This is a genomic window from Streptomyces sp. TSRI0107, from assembly GCF_001905845.1.
Taxonomy (GTDB): Bacteria; Actinomycetota; Actinomycetes; order Streptomycetales; family Streptomycetaceae; genus Streptomyces.
Genome location: NZ_LIVZ01000012.1, coordinates 204,101 through 217,770, shown reverse-complemented (window position 1 = coordinate 217,770; position 13,670 = coordinate 204,101). Strand labels below are relative to the sequence as shown.

Sequence of the window (13,670 nt, the reverse complement as noted above, 5' to 3'; positions counted from 1 at the left end):
GATAGCGTCTCCATATGAAGACGACGTCTACGTATAGAGACGGAGGCTAGATACGTAGACGCGCGAGGTCAATGGGTAGGCAGGAGGGAATGCGCCGATCCGGAAGGAGCTGACGGCGCGGAACGGGGGCGCGGACGCGGTCGTCCGCGCCCCCGCACCACCTTGTGGCGGTCACCCGGGCGGGTACCCGGTCAGTACGGAGCACGAAGGGCTTCGTTGTACCAGCGGGCCCGCCGCCCGAGGCCGGGTCCGGCACGGCGCGGGACGCGGCCGTGCGGGTGAACCACGAGGAGAGACGATGAGTACGAAGGGCCCCGGGACGCGGACGGAGCGCGCGCGGTCGGTCGAGGTGGACGGCGCGCGGGTCGCGTGCTGGGAGTCGGGACCGTCCGACGGCGAGCCGGTCCTGCTGCTGCACGGTTACCCGGCCAGTCACGCGTGCTGGCGCCACCAGGTCCCGGCGCTGGCGGCGGACCACCGGGTGATCGCACCGGATCTGCTGGGCTGGGGCGGGTCGGACCGGCCACTGCACCTGCGCTTCGACTACGACACCGAGGTCGCCCGGCTCGGCCGGCTGCTCGACGCGCTCGGCTGCCCCACCGTCAATCTGGTGGGGCACGACTACGGCGGGTTCGTCGCCCTCGGCTTCGCCCAGGCCCGGCCCGGCCGGGTGCGTCGGCTCGCGCTGCTCAACACCCGTGCGCACGGCACGTTCGTGCCGCGCTGGAAGGCCGCGTTCGGGCTGATGACGATCGCGGGCCGGACGCCCGTGCTGCGGCCGGCGGCGGCCCGGCTGCCCCTGGGCGCCCTGCACCGGCGGTCGCTGGGCTCGCTGGTCCGGCGCGGCTACCTCGACGAGGAACAGCTGACCGACTACATCGGCTGGATGGACACCGCCGAGGGCCGCCGCTGGCTGCTGCACTACTTCGCGCAGTACCGCGTCGGCGTCCGGCCCGAACTGCGCCGTCGGCTCGGTGACATCGCCTGCCCGACGGCGGTCGTCTGGGGCCGGGCGGACGGCTACCTCAGCCCGGTGATCGCCCGGGAACTCGCCCGGAACATCCCCGGCGCCGAACTGACGATGCTCGACGACGCGGGCCACTGGGTCATGGACGAGCGGCCCGCGCAGGTCACCAACGCCCTGCGGAACTGGCTCAGCCGGGAAGCGTGACGTCCCAAGACGGTGCGGCGGCCTTGGCGAGGGCGAGGGCCTGGGTCACGGCGGCGGGGATGTCGTGGACGGGGAACAGGGTGTGCCGTATCCGCCGGTCGGGGCCGATGACGAGGATCAGCCGTTTGACGCGCAGATCCTGCCCGGCGCGGAAGACGGGCAGGCGCAGGGCGGCGGTGAGGTGGAGCCGGGTGTCGGAGAGCAGGGGGAACGGCAGTTCCTCGGCGCGGGCGAAGGCGGCCTGTTCCGCGGGCGTCTGGGTGCTGACGCCGTGGACGGCGACCCCGGCGGCCCGGAACTCCTCCCAGGCGGCGCGGAACTGACGGTTCTCGAGGGTGCAGCCGGCGCTGCCGGGGACCGGCGGTTCCGCGGTGCCGGCGGGGAGGCCCGGGATGCCGGTGGCCGGGTAGGCGAACAGCACCGTGGCCCGGGCGTCGGCGGAGACGGGGTCGTGGTCGCGGCCGTCGGTGCCGGGCAGGCGGATTCCGGCGGGGACGGGCTCCCCCACGAGGGCGGCGACCCGGCGGGCCTCGGCGCCGTCGTCGGGGGCGTGGCCGGTGAGGGTGCCGTCGCCGAGGAGCCAGCGGTCGGCCCAGTCCTGAAGGGCGACCAGGACGGGCAGCAGGCCGCGGCCCTGCTCGGTCAGGACGTACTCGTGGCGCGGCGGCCGCTCCTGGTAGAGGCGGCGTTCCAGCACCTGATGCTCGGTCAGGGCGCGCAGCCGCTCGGTGAGGACCTTGCGGGAGACGCCCAGTTCCTCGGCGAGCCGGTCGAAGCGGACGTGGCCGCGGGCGATCTCCCGCAGGACCAGCAGGCTCCACCAGTCGCCGACGACCGCGGCGGCCTGCGCGATGCCGCAGGCGTCGTCGGCTTCGCGCCGTGGACTCATCGCCGTACTCCTCACCGAAACCGATGGCCGGGTGTCGCCGCCCCATAGTAGGTTCCCTTTCAAAACCTAGTGAGTATCGAAAGGGAACCCACTGTGTCGCAGCAGACCTGGACCGCCGTCGACGACTACTTCAACGGCTTGCTGGTGGACGAGGACGCCGCGCTCATCGGGGCCGTCGCGGACAGCGACGCGGCGGCGCTCCCGCCGCACCAGGTCGCCCCCAACCAGGGCAAGCTGCTGCACCTGCTCGCCCGGATACAGGGCGCCCGCACGATCCTCGAGATCGGCACGCTCGGCGGCTACAGCACGATCTGGCTCGCCCGGGCCCTGCCGGAGGACGGGCGGCTGGTGACGCTGGAGGCCGACGAGCGGTGCGCGGCCGTCGCGGAGCGGAACCTCGCCCGCGCCGGCCTCGACCACCTCGTCGACGTGCGCGTCGGGAAGGCGCTGGACACGCTGCCGTCACTCGAAAAGGACGACGCCGGCCCGTTCGACCTGGTCTTCATCGACGCCGACAAGCCGTCCAACCCCGCCTACCTGGAGTGGGCGCTCCGGCTGACCCGGCCGGGCAGCGTCATCGTCGGGGACAACGTGGTCCGGGACGGCGCGGTCACCGACCCGGCCGACACCGACCCCCGCGTCCAGGGCGTACGCCGCTTCACCGAACTCATCGCCGAGCACCCGCGGCTGACGGCCACCACCCTGCAGACCGTCGGCGCGAAGGGCTACGACGGTTTCACCCTCGCCCTGGTCACCGACTAGCCGGGTCGTCGCGCCCGGTGCGTCGCCTGGTACGGATCTCCGCACGCCGCACCTCCGCCTCCGCTGCGCGTGCCTCCCGTTCGGCGTCGCCGACGGCGTCGACGGCGGAGCGGTGCAGTTCCCCGGCCTCGCCTCGGGCCCGGTCGGCCTCTTCCAGTGCCTCGCGCGCGGCGCGCAGCCGGCGCTCGGCGGCGTCGACCTGCTGCCGGGCCTCTTCGTGGGCCGCGCGGGCCCCTTCCAGCGACTGCGCCGCCTCCGCCAGACGTTCCCGTCGTGCGCGCAGCCGCTCCTCGGCCGCCTCGGCCTCCGCGCGCGCCTTGTCCAGCTGCTCCTGCCGGGCGCGTCGGCGTTCGGCGAGTTCGTCCTCGGGCGGCTTTCCCGGTGCCGCCTTGGCGGGCTTCCCGGACGGGGCCGGGGACGGTTCCGTGCGGTCCGGGGTTCCGAAAGTGGACGGCGGGCTGAGCGCGCCGGTCAGCCGGCCGGTGGCCCACTGTCCGGCGGCGTCGGCGTCGGCGAGCACGGCGTGCAGGGTGGCCGCGACGTCCTGTTGCGCGGCGGCGGACAGCCGGTTCCCGGCCTCGTCGGCGAGCCGTGCGGCCTGCCGGGACAACGCGGCCACGACCTGCCGTCGTCGAGCGGTGAGTTCCTTCATCGCGGCGGGGTCGTCCAGTGTCCGGTAGGCCTCGCGCAGGGCCTCGCCCAGCTCCAGCAGCCGACCGCTCTCCTCCGGCTCGGCGCGCCACAGCAGGTTCGCCGCCCAGGCCGCCAGCGTGGGCCGGCGGGCGGCGCGGATCCGCCGGGCGTCCTCCGCACGCCCCGCCGTCCTGGCCGCGGCCGCCAGTTCCTCCCGGCGCGCGACGAACCCGGACGGAGGCGTGGCGTACAGCTCGTCGAGGACCGCCTCCGCGTCGAGCCGCCCGTCGTCCCGGCCGCGTCCGCCCTTGCGTGGCATGGTCCCCAGCCTGCCTCCGGACCCCCGGTCACGCACGTCGGCCGGTGCGGGGCGGGGCGTTGTCAGACCCGTCTGCGAGGGTGGGCGCACGGAGCGGCGCGGATGCCGCCCGCGGCAAGACCGAAGGGGGCATGGTGACAGATCGGAACGACGGCTGGGCAGGCGTGCGCTGGGACAGCTGGAAGGACTACGACGACATCCGCCGGCGGCTGGACGAGGGCGCCGATCCCGATGTGTGGGGCACGGGACGGCCGCTGCACCGGGCGGCGCTGTTCGGCTCGCCGGAGGTGGTCGCGGAGCTGGCCCGGCGCGTGACGGACGTGGACGCCATGGAGGACGGGTTGACCGCGCTGTGGGAGGCCGTCCACGCCGACCGGACCGAGAACGCCCGGGCGCTGGCCGAGGCCGGCGCGGACCCCTGGCGGCCGCTTGTCGGCGGCTGGTCGGCGGGGCGGCTGAGCCTGGCCGGTCCGACGCCCGGCCTCTTTCCGCTGCCGGAGGGCGAACGCGGGCTGACGGACGCGGAACGCGCGGCGGCCGAGGAGGGCAGGCGCCTCGTCGCCGCGCTGGGCAGGTTCCACTCCGAGGGCATCGGGCTGGCGTGCGTCGCCGGAATCGACGCCGAGGAGGCGATACGGCGGCTGGAGGCGACCCCGGCGGACGGCGAGCAAGTGGACGAACTCGTGGAGGATCCGTACTCCTACGACCTGGACGAGAGCCTCGCGCTCGTCGGCGTCACCACCGTGCCGGGCGGCTGCGTCGTGACCCAGCCGTGGGGCTACGCGCCGTCGATGCCGGGCGTCCACACCCGGCTGTCCGTCGGCACCGTGAGCTACGGCCTGTACGCCAACCCCAAGAGCGGCAACCAGGGCAGCACCGCCCGGGACGGCGTCATCGAGGGCTGGGACCTCCACCCGGGCGGCGGCCCCGGCCCGGACCCGACCTCCGAGGAGGTCCTGTTCTCCTACCTCTACCGCCACAACGCCGTCGCCTACTCCTGCGCGTACACCGGCCTCCGCCCGACCGACGCCCGAGCGATCGTCGGCCCGCCGGACGTGTGGGTGGAACTCCCGGAGCGGGACTACTGGTCCCGCTGACGATGGTCACCCCGATGCCCCGCCCCCTTCTCCACCTGGACGTCGACGGACCTCTCAATCCGTACGCGGCGAAGCCGCAGCGCCGACGGCGGTGGAACCGTTGCGGGTGTGGCTCAAGACGGCTCACGGGCCTCGGCTCCTGGAGCTGGGCGAGAGGTACGAACTGGTGTGGGCCACCACGTGGGGTTCGGAGGCGAACACCTTCATCTCGCCCGTGCTCGGGTTGCCGGAGCTGCCGGTGGTGGCGTGGCCCGTGATGCACGACGCCGGGCCGGACCCCCGCGTGCCGAAGCCGCCGCCCCGGAGGGAGCGGCGGCTTCGGTCGTTGCCGGTTCTGGCGTCACGGTGTGGCCAGTAGCGCTCCCAGAGCCTCCGCGGTCCGCGGGTGGCGGGTGAGGAGGGCCGCGCCGGACGGGGCCGGGGCCGTCGTCTGCCAGGTGTCGTCGCAGCCGAGCAGGTTCGCGACCGCGTCGCAGGTCGCGGGGTGCGCGGCCAGCAGGGGCAGGCCGCGGGGGCCGGCCGAGCGGTCACGGGACGGGCGGGTGGCCGCCGGGTCCGGGTCGGCGCGCCACGGCGGGACCCAGGTGTCCAGGTCCGCCAGCCGGCCGGGGAAGACCCGTCCGGCCTCGCGGATCAGCAGGGGTGCGAGGTCGGCGCCGCCGGAGCGGAGGCTGGTGATGAGGGTCGGCAGCCAGGGCAGCAGCACCGGGTCCGGCAGCCGGGCGAACGCGTTGGACACGGCTTCGACGACGAAGTCGGCCAGCCCGGGCACCGGTTCCAGCGCGTGCAGGAACCCGCTGAGGTAGCGCGGATAGGCGGGGACGACCAGGGGGTTGCCGAGCAGTTCGTCGCACCGCGCCCGCAGGTCGGCGCGGGACAAGTGGCCGAGCTGCGTCTTGGCCGCCCACAGCAGCGCCGTCTTCGCCGGGTCCTCCGGATGCGACTGGGCGACCGCCAGCTCCAGCTGGTTGCGGTCGCAGCCGAGCGACAGGGCGAGGCTCTCCATGCTGAACAGGAAGCCCAGCATGGCCGCGACCTGCCGGACGCTCGCGTCGTCGTCGGTGAACGCCGTCGGCAGCAGGGTGCAGTAGTGGGCGTAACCGGTCTTGACGAAGGACTCGATCCACGCCGGCAGGGACGGTTCGCTGGTGCGGTAGTACGCCAGCAGTCCGCGCACCCGGCGCAGCACTTCCGGTGCGCCGTCGACGCTGCGCTCGGTGGCCAGCACCTCCAGGGCGTGCCGGCCGAGTTCTTCGGCGAGGCGGCGGCTGCCCAGGTGGAGCGTGGCGTCCTCGACGGCCTGGAGGACGGTCGCCGTGGTCGCCTGCGGCCCGTACGCGGTGCGCCGCAGCCGCTGTTCGAGGACCTGCTCGATGCTGACGCCCTCGTAGCCCAGCTCGATCAGGGCCCGCTGGTGGGTGCCGAGGGCCAGGTCCCACGACTCCTGGATGGAGCGTTCGCCGAGGCGTCGTTCGCCCATGATGGGGCGTGCGGCGCCGTGCGGCATCAGGTACCGCAGCATCCACAGCACGTCGGAGCACTGCTCCAGTTCCGGCCGGGACGCCATGTCGAGCAGGGCCCGCTGGACGCCGCGCTGCTGGAGCTTCAGGTTCAGCGGGGCGAGCCGGTCGTGCACGTCGCGGGCGAGCGGCGGCAGGGCGTCGTAGCCGACCTGGCCGATCCGGTCGCCGCCGAGCATGATCTCCACGAGCCGGCGCACATCGCGCCGGCCGGGCACGGTGTCCTTCTCGATGCAGGTGACCGCCGCGTCCTGGAAGTCGTACGGCGTGGGCTTGGCCCGGTCGCGCATCCCGGCCAGCAGGATCGACGTCTCGAACACCGCGATGGCGTCGGCGGTGGAGGCGAGGTAGCCGTTGCGGCGGGCGGCGCGCACGATCTCCACGGACCAGCCGAGCAGTTCCGCCTCGTCGAGGCGGTCCAGCACGGGCGGCCGTCGCAGGAACCCGGTGAGCCTGTCGGAGGCGGCGGCCTCCTCGGCGCGCGCGGGGACGGGGGCGGGAGCGGTCTTCGCCGCCTTCTTCGGCGTCTTGGTGCCCGCCTGCCCGGCGAGCCGGTACGGCTTGACGCGGGTGCGCTTGAGGTTCTTCGTCCACTGTGTCGCGGCGATGGACACCGAGCCGGCGGCGAGGCCGAACTGTGCCTCGATCGCCGCGTGGCTGGAGGGGATCAGCCCGTGCTGCCACTTGGTGGCGCTGGGCGGGCTGATCTCGAAGGTGTCCGCGCCGTGGACGCCGAACTCCTCGACCCGGCTGGCCGCGTGGAAGGCGCCGCACACGTAGAGGGCGTCCGCCGGGTCGGTGCCGGTCGCCGCGAGGTGCCGGCGCATCCGCGTCCACATGTACCGTTCGCGGTCCTCGTCGACGCGGACCCGGTGCGGGTCGCCGGGGGCGAGGCGCCGGAACAGGCTGCCGATCAGCAGCATGACCTGGCGGTAGGTGTCGTGGTCGCTGTCGCCGAGCGGCAGTTCGACGTACTGGTGCCACCACTCCGACCAGTGCCGCACCCGCCCGTGCCGCAGCAGGTGCTCCTCCAGTTCGGCGAAGCGCGGGCGCAGGTCGCCGATCTCCACGCCGACGGCGTCGCCGTGCAGTGCCGCCTCCTCCTCGGCGGGCGGCGCGTCCGGGTCGGCGGGTCCGGCGGACTCGTCCTTGGTCTCCTGCCACTGGAAGACGTGGTCGGAGGAGCGGTCGACGAGGACGAGTTCGACGCCGGGGGTGTCCAGGGCGTAGGCGATCGCCTGGTACTCGGCCGACGCCTCGGTGATCGGGGCGACGACCGACAGCGGCGCCCACTCGGCGGGGAAGCCGTCGACCTCGGTCGCGAACGCCTGCACCGCGACGGGCAGCCGGCAGTTGCGCAGCTCGGTCAGGAGCGGGGCCATGTCCTCGCAGAGTTCCAGGTAGACCACCTTCGGCTGCTTCTCGCGCAGCCGGCGTGCCATGGCGAGCGCCGAGGCGGGCGAGTGGTGGCAGACCGGGAAGATCTCCAGTGGTTCGCGCACCGCGCGGTCGACGTCGTCGACGATGCCGAGGAGGATGCCCTCCAGCGCGTCGGGCCCGTCGGCGAACGCGGTGGCGGCTTCCTGGAGCTGGCTGCGCAGGGCGGTGAAGGTTCCCTCGTTCACGGCGCTGTCCGTGCTGGTCGGCGCGCTCACGACAGGGTGGCGATCGCGTCGCGGCCGCCCTCGAGGAACTCCGGCCAGGAGCCGCCCTCTTCCTTGCTGCGCGGCTCGACGACGCCGTGCAGGTACTTGTTGAGGATGGCCAGGTCCTCGGGCTCGCGCCGGGCGAGCGAGCCGACGAGCGAGGAGGCGAGGGTGCGGGCGGTCAGGGAGCGCTCGCCGAAGAAGTTGCTGTGCAGGATGGCGTCCTCCAGGACGCCGATCTGCTCGGCCGTGGACAGCGCGGACTCCAGCTTCTCGTCGTCGCTGGCGGCCGCGGCCGCGGAGGCCCGCAGGTCGGAGAAGCTCTGCAGCAGCACGTCCAGCAGGGTGGGCGGCACGTCCAGTTCGATCTGGTGGCGGCGCAGCAGTTCCTCGGTGCGGAAGCGGACGATCTCGGCCTCGCTCTTCTTGTTCGTCACGACCGGGATGCGGACGAAGTTGAAGCGGCGCTTGAGCGCGGAGGAGAGGTCGTTGACGCCCCGGTCGCGGCTGTTGGCGGTGGCGATGACGGAGAACCCGGGCTTGGCGAAGACGATGTTGTCGCTGTCGAGTTCGGGGACCGAGATGTACTTCTCGGAGAGGATGGAGATCAGCGCGTCCTGGACGTCGCTGGTGGAGCGGGTGAGTTCCTCGAAGCGGCCGATGACGCCGGACTCCATCGCGGTCATGATCGGCGAGGGGATCATCGACTCCCGGGACTGCCCCTTGGCGATCACCATGGACACGTTCCACGAGTACTTGATGTGGTCCTCGGTGGTGCCGGCCGTGCCCTGCACCACCAGCGTGGAGTTGCGGCAGACCGCGGCGGCCAGCAGCTCGGCCAGCCAGCTCTTGCCGGTGCCGGGGTCGCCGATCAGCAGCAGGCCCCGGTCGGAGGCGAGGGTGACGATGGCGCGCTCGACGATGCTGCGGTCGCCGAACCACTTCTGGGAGACCTCGCGGTCGAGTCCGTCGGCGCGCTCCGACCCCAGGACGAACAGCCGGATCATCTTGGGCGACAGCCGCCAGGAGAACGGCTTGGGGTTGTCGTCGATGGACTCCAGCCAGTCCAGTTCCTCGGCGTACTTGATCTCGGCGGGGGCGCGCAGCAGGTCGGACATGGGAGGGCCTTTCGGTGAGAAAAGAGAAGAAAGATGAGAAGACGAGCGAGATGCGAGTGAAGGAGGGTCGCCCTAGGCGAGGAACGTCTTCAACTCGTGGACGAGCTTGCGGATGTGGCCGGAGATGACCGGCGTGCCGAGGTCCTTGAAGCGGTCCCGGAACCACGGGTTGACGCTGCCGCGGCCGGAGCTGGTGACCGAGCCGACGGGGATGAACTTGGCCCCGGAGCGGTGGATGGCCGCCATGCTCTCGAACAGCGGCTCGGACCGCCATTCGTAGAAGTCGGAGATCCACACCACGACCGTGTTGCGCGGTTCGGCGATCTTCGGCTGGGCCAGGGCCATGGCGACCGTGCCGTCGGTGCCGCCGCCGAGGTTCGTCCGCAGCAGGGTCTCGAAGGGGTCGTTGACCCAGGGGGTGAGGTCGAGGGCCTGGGTGTCGTAGGCGATCAGGTGGACGTCCACCTTGGGGAGTCCGGCGAAGATCGACGCCAGGATGGTGCAGTTGACCATCGAGTCGACCATCGAGCCGGACTGGTCGACGACCACGATCAGCCGCTGGGGTGTCGTCTTGCGGACGGTGTGCCGGTAGTAGAGGCGGTCGACGTAGAGCCGTTCCTCCTCCGGGTCCCAGTTGGTGAGGTTCTTCCAGATGGTGCGGTCGACGTCGAGGTTGCGGAACACCCGCTTGGGCGGGATCGACCGGTCCAGGGTGCCGACGGAGGCCTTCTCGACCTGGGTGCGCAGTACTTCCGCGACCTCGTCGACGAAGCGGCGGATCAGCGCCTTGGCGTTGGCGAGGGCCACGCCGGAGAGGTTGTTCTTGTCGCGCAGCAGCTGCTCGATGAGCGACATGCTCGGGGTGAGCTGTGCGGCGAGCTGGGGGTCGGCGAGGACCTCGCGCAGGTGCATGCGCTTGACCAGGTCGGCTTCGAGGGCGCCGAGTTCGGGGCCGATCGCCGGGATGAGCGTGCCGAGGTCGGGCGTCGGGAAGCCGGCTCCGGTGCCGGTCGGGCTCACTCCCCCGCCGGCGCCGCGGCCCCCGCCGGCGCCGCGGCCCGCGCCGCGTCCGCCGCGCAGCTCACCGGGCTTGCAGCCGAGGGCCCGCTCCAGCCATCCGGCGTCGGACTGCCAGCGGGCGAGCTGCCCGGCGGTGACCGTGCCGGAGCCGGTGGTGAAGACGTTGAGCAGCACCTTGGACACCAGCGCGGCGCGGCGCACCTCGGCGGCCCGGTCGCGGTCGTCCTCGTCGGGTTCGGGCACCATCAGGCCGTCGAACTCGGCGGCGAGTTCGGGGTGGCGCTGCACGATGGCGTCGACGGAGGCCTGCGGGTCCAGCAGCGCGGGCGGCAGTCCGAGGTCCTCGACGACGGCGAGGGAGGCGGACTCCAGGGTCGCCTGTTCCTCGTGGTCGAAGAGGCGGGCCAGCAGCCGCCAGTACAGGACCTGCCGGCGGTTCTCGTCCGCGTCGGGCAGGGCGGGCTCTTCGGTGGTGTGGTCGGTCATTTCCGCAGCAGCCTTCCGGCGCGTTCGCGCAGCACGGCCACCGCGTCGGTGGCGGCCTTCTCGGCCTTGGCCCCAGCCTTGTCGGTGGTGCCGCCGGCCCAGGCGCCCGCGTGCACCGCGACCGTCTTCTTCCGCACGGTGGTCTCCACGGCGAGCGGCTGGACGACGAACCGCCCGGCGTCCCAGCGGAGCAGCCCTATGCAGGCGCCGGACGCGGCGACGGCCTTCGGCGTGAGCGGTCCGGCGATCGGTATGCGGTCGGTGTCGACGGCCAGCCGGTGTCCGGCGAAGGTGAACGTCACCGTCTCGTCCTCGTCCTGTTCGGCGGCGTAGCCCTCCAGGAACACGGGCTCCGCGAGGCGCACCGGGTGGCGGTCCAGGGGTGCGGTGGGCGGCGTCGTGGCGGTGGGCAGGGCCACGCGGGCGGTGGCGAAGGCGTCGGCCGGCTCGCCCGGGCGGGCGTGGTCGTCCTGCCAGATCAGGTCGCCCTCGGCGGTGACCGGCATGTCGGTGAGGTCCATGGCGCGGCCCTCGCCGGCAGCGGCCAGGAGCGACATGTGGGGGCGCAGCAGCTGCCAGACGCCGGCGCCGAGGACCGTGTCCGGCTTCGGCACGGACACGCTCGCCCGCACCAGCCGGGGCGTGCCGCCGCCGGCCGGTTCGAACACGGCGTGGACCTGGGCCTGGGCGGCGGTGGCGTGTTCCTGGACGTCGACGCCGAGGGGCAGCAGCCGGCCCGTGACGGTGTCGGTGGCGGGCGTGGCGGCCGCGCCGGGCAGCGTCAGGAGCATCCCGCGGGCCCACAGATCGGCCCAGCGGCGTACCGCTGTCCGGTCGAGGGAGGCGCCGGGGCAGGACGCGGCGAGTTCGGCGGCGAAGCCGTCGACGAGGGTCGCCAGGCGGCGCAGCGCCGGGTCCGGGAGCATCGCGGAGACCACCTGGGCCGAGCCGGAGACCACGTCGTGGTCGAGTCCCTGCCAGCCGTTGCGGGCGAGGTCGCTCAGCCAGGAGCGGGCGGCGGCGAGCAGGTTGGGCGCCTGCTCCTCGGCGGCGGTCGGGGCGGGTGCCTCGTCGCGGGTGCGGCCGGTCGCCTCGTCGGCGCGGGCGGTGAGCGCGTCGTGCACGGAGCCGAGGAGGGCGGTGCGGGCGGCGGCGAGCGCGATGAAGTGGTCCTCGCTCGCGGCGCCCGCGGCGGCCTTCTCGGCGGCCTCGGCGACGCGGGCGGCGAGCGGGCTTCCGGTGACCGCGTCGGCGAGCCCCAGCAGGCCTTCGGCCTGGTCGGGCCGGGGCCGCAGCAGGCCGCCGACCAGGGTCCGGTCGAAGGCGTCGACGGCGGCCAGGGCCTCGTCGAGGCCGTCGACCGGTTCGGTGAGCAGGTCGAGCCGCATCAGGCCACCGTCCTCGTGGGCGGGAACCACTGCATCTCCGGCAACGGCGCGGTGGTGGGGGCGAGTTCGAGGTAGGCCAGATGGCGCAGGAACCGGCTGAAGACCGACGCGGCAGCCTTGCTGTCCGCCGGGGACGGGCGGGTGCCGCGCATGGTGAAGGCGATGGTCGGGGCGGTGACCTCGTCGTCCCCGACGTCGACGCGCAGGTAGCGGGCGACGCGTTCGGCGCCGTACTGGAGAACGGCCTCGTTGATCAGCGCGCCGATGTGGTTGCAGAAGCCGCCGCGCGCGCCGCCGCAGGGCCGGTTGTTGTTGGTGCTGCACGCGTACGCGTACGTCCCGACGGCGACCGACGAGACGTAGACCCGCCCGATGTCCGAGCCGCTGGAGACGACGCCCTGGAGGCGTCCGTCGGCCAGTTCCACGAACGGGACCTTGGCGAGCTTGCGCGGCCGGGCGGGCGGGATCACCCGCGCCGTGCTCGACCTCTCGAAGTCGGACAACGCACCATCTCCTTTGCAGCACGAGGGAAGCCCTCGCCGGACCGGCGGGACACTGAAGAACTTACTGGCGACCACTGACAACGCCCCTTCGCGGGACGGTCGGCGGCCTGCGCCCGGTGCCTGCCGGCCTCGGTGAATGGCCGGTTGGACCCGTCTCCCCCGGTGGTGGGGGCTCGTTCACGAGACGAGGGCGGGACGAGGGTCGGCCCGCCGGAAGGGGTGCTCGTGGAGAAGGACCACTGGGAGGTCACGGCCGGACTGGCGGCGTTCCTGGACGAGGCGGCCGCCCATCTTCCGGCCCAAGAGCGTCGGCTGCTGCAGGTGTTGAAGATCGGGGAGGAGTTCGGTGAGGCGGCCCAGGCCGTGATCGGCGCGACGGGCACCAGTCCGCGCAAGGGCGCGAGCCACACCTGGGACGACGTGACGGCGGAGATCTGCGACGTGATCGTCACGGCCATGGTGTCGCTGCACCGCCTCGGCGTCCCGGACCCGGCCGCCGTCTTCGCCGAGCATCTGCGCGGGGCCGCGGCCCGCACGCTGGCCGCGAGGAGGGACTGACATGACCGGCGGCTGGATGCCGCGCGAGGAATGGGTCAAGACGCAGCCCCGGGCGCTCGTCGCCTCGTGCGTCCTGCTCTACGACGGTCAGGGGCGGTTGTTGATGGTGCGTTACGGGCCCGACGAGCCGAACGCCGGTCACTGGTGGCTGCCGGGCGGGATGCTCGACCACGGGGAGGATCCGTGGACGGCGGCGCGGCGGGAGGCGCTGGAGGAGACGGGCGTCGACATCGGGCACGAGCCTCGGCTGGTCGGCATCGACCACCGCGTCGACGTCCTGGGCACCGGCCCGGTCCTCGACTGCTACTTCCACGGCGGCACTCTCGCCACCGGCCGGCGGATCCGGCTGAGCCCGGAGCACGACCGGTACGCGTTCGTCCCGCCGGACGAGTTGACGGAGCCGTCGCTCGTCGCGCACCGGTCGACCATCGCGGCGCTGCACGCGGCCGCGCGGTCGGCCGACGTGGTCTGCCTGCGGGAAGGTCAGCCCTGGTGACGGGCGATCCGCGGGAGCCGGCCGGCGCGCCGACCGGCCGGCTCCGCCCACCCTTGCGCCCCGG

General features: G+C 73.4%; 12 protein-coding genes and 1 pseudogene. 6 read left to right on the top strand and 7 right to left on the bottom strand.

The genetic code is table 11. The features are described 5' to 3' along the window. Positions 1 to 298: 298 nt before the first annotated feature. On the top strand, positions 299 to 1,171 hold the full coding sequence (locus tag AMK31_RS30205; RefSeq protein WP_073943862.1) for an alpha/beta fold hydrolase: 873 nt from the start codon (positions 299 to 301) through the stop codon (positions 1,169 to 1,171). Here AMK31_RS30205 and AMK31_RS30200 read toward each other — a convergent pair. Continuing rightward, complete coding sequence (locus tag AMK31_RS30200) at positions 1,155 to 2,060, bottom strand: winged helix-turn-helix transcriptional regulator (protein WP_073943861.1); 906 nt, start codon at positions 2,058 to 2,060, stop codon at positions 1,155 to 1,157. The two genes, AMK31_RS30205 and AMK31_RS30200, sit on opposite strands and share 17 nt — an antisense overlap. A gap of 93 nt (positions 2,061 to 2,153) precedes the next feature. Here AMK31_RS30200 and AMK31_RS30195 point away from each other — a divergent pair, with 93 nt between their 5' ends. Beyond that, a complete protein-coding gene (locus AMK31_RS30195) occupies positions 2,154 to 2,822 on the top strand; it encodes an O-methyltransferase (RefSeq protein WP_073943860.1) in 669 nt (222 codons plus the stop codon). Here the strand turns inward: AMK31_RS30195 and AMK31_RS30190 are convergent. Then, positions 2,812 to 3,774 (bottom strand): hypothetical protein, encoded by a 963-nt coding sequence (locus AMK31_RS30190; RefSeq protein ID WP_073943859.1) that lies wholly within the window; start codon positions 3,772 to 3,774, stop codon positions 2,812 to 2,814. The genes AMK31_RS30195 and AMK31_RS30190 overlap by 11 nt on opposite strands. A gap of 131 nt (positions 3,775 to 3,905) precedes the next feature. Between AMK31_RS30190 and AMK31_RS30185 the strand changes: the two genes are divergently transcribed. Together AMK31_RS30185 and AMK31_RS41725 are read left to right on the top strand one after the other, a co-directional pair. Further along, on the top strand, positions 3,906 to 4,871 hold the full coding sequence (locus tag AMK31_RS30185) for an ankyrin repeat domain-containing protein (protein ID WP_073943858.1): 966 nt from the start codon (positions 3,906 to 3,908) through the stop codon (positions 4,869 to 4,871). Positions 4,872 to 4,885: 14 nt separating this feature from the next. Continuing rightward, positions 4,886 to 5,145 (top strand): annotated as a pseudogene (locus tag AMK31_RS41725) (hypothetical protein); the annotation flags it as partial. 66 nt (positions 5,146 to 5,211) lie between these two features. Here AMK31_RS41725 and AMK31_RS30175 read toward each other — a convergent pair. From AMK31_RS30175 to AMK31_RS30155, 5 genes are all read right to left on the bottom strand, one after another. Beyond that, positions 5,212 to 8,016: a DUF5682 family protein gene (locus tag AMK31_RS30175; RefSeq protein WP_241842755.1), complete on the bottom strand. Its 2,805-nt coding sequence runs from the start codon at positions 8,014 to 8,016 to the stop codon at positions 5,212 to 5,214. 26 nt (positions 8,017 to 8,042) lie between these two features. Then, positions 8,043 to 9,155, bottom strand: coding sequence for an ATP-binding protein (locus tag AMK31_RS30170; protein ID WP_073943855.1), 1,113 nt, complete (start codon positions 9,153 to 9,155; stop codon positions 8,043 to 8,045). A 72-nt stretch (positions 9,156 to 9,227) separates the two neighbouring features. Then, a complete protein-coding gene (locus tag AMK31_RS30165; protein WP_073943854.1) occupies positions 9,228 to 10,661 on the bottom strand; it encodes a vWA domain-containing protein in 1,434 nt (477 codons plus the stop codon). After that, positions 10,658 to 12,049 carry a hypothetical protein gene (locus AMK31_RS30160; protein WP_107468774.1) on the bottom strand — a complete coding sequence of 464 codons (1,392 nt, stop codon included), beginning with the start codon at positions 12,047 to 12,049 and terminating at the stop codon, positions 10,658 to 10,660. Before AMK31_RS30160 ends, AMK31_RS30165 begins: the two co-directional genes overlap by 4 nt. Beyond that, positions 12,049 to 12,552, bottom strand: coding sequence for a hypothetical protein (locus tag AMK31_RS30155; RefSeq protein ID WP_073943852.1), 504 nt, complete (start codon positions 12,550 to 12,552; stop codon positions 12,049 to 12,051). The genes AMK31_RS30160 and AMK31_RS30155 overlap by 1 nt, the downstream gene beginning before the upstream one ends. A 225-nt stretch (positions 12,553 to 12,777) precedes the next feature. Here AMK31_RS30155 and AMK31_RS30150 point away from each other — a divergent pair, with 225 nt between their 5' ends. Beyond that, positions 12,778 to 13,110 carry a MazG-like family protein gene (locus AMK31_RS30150; protein WP_073943960.1) on the top strand — a complete coding sequence of 111 codons (333 nt, stop codon included), beginning with the start codon at positions 12,778 to 12,780 and terminating at the stop codon, positions 13,108 to 13,110. 1 nt (position 13,111) lies between these two features. Further along, positions 13,112 to 13,606 carry an NUDIX hydrolase gene (locus AMK31_RS30145; RefSeq protein ID WP_073943851.1) on the top strand — a complete coding sequence of 165 codons (495 nt, stop codon included), beginning with the start codon at positions 13,112 to 13,114 and terminating at the stop codon, positions 13,604 to 13,606. Positions 13,607 to 13,670: the final 64 nt, after the last annotated feature.

Coding starts and splice junctions, on each gene's coding strand:
- AMK31_RS30205 (WP_073943862.1), top strand. CDS start 299: ATGAGTACGAAGGGCCCCGGGACGCGGACGGAGCGCGCGCGGTCGGTC.
- AMK31_RS30200 (WP_073943861.1), bottom strand. CDS start 2,060: ATGAGTCCACGGCGCGAAGCCGACGACGCCTGCGGCATCGCGCAGGCC.
- AMK31_RS30190 (WP_073943859.1), bottom strand. CDS start 3,774: ATGCCACGCAAGGGCGGACGCGGCCGGGACGACGGGCGGCTCGACGCG.
- AMK31_RS30185 (WP_073943858.1), top strand. CDS start 3,906: ATGGTGACAGATCGGAACGACGGCTGGGCAGGCGTGCGCTGGGACAGC.
- AMK31_RS30170 (WP_073943855.1), bottom strand. CDS start 9,155: ATGTCCGACCTGCTGCGCGCCCCCGCCGAGATCAAGTACGCCGAGGAA.
- AMK31_RS30165 (WP_073943854.1), bottom strand. CDS start 10,661: ATGACCGACCACACCACCGAAGAGCCCGCCCTGCCCGACGCGGACGAG.
- AMK31_RS30160 (WP_107468774.1), bottom strand. CDS start 12,049: ATGCGGCTCGACCTGCTCACCGAACCGGTCGACGGCCTCGACGAGGCC.
- AMK31_RS30145 (WP_073943851.1), top strand. CDS start 13,112: ATGACCGGCGGCTGGATGCCGCGCGAGGAATGGGTCAAGACGCAGCCC.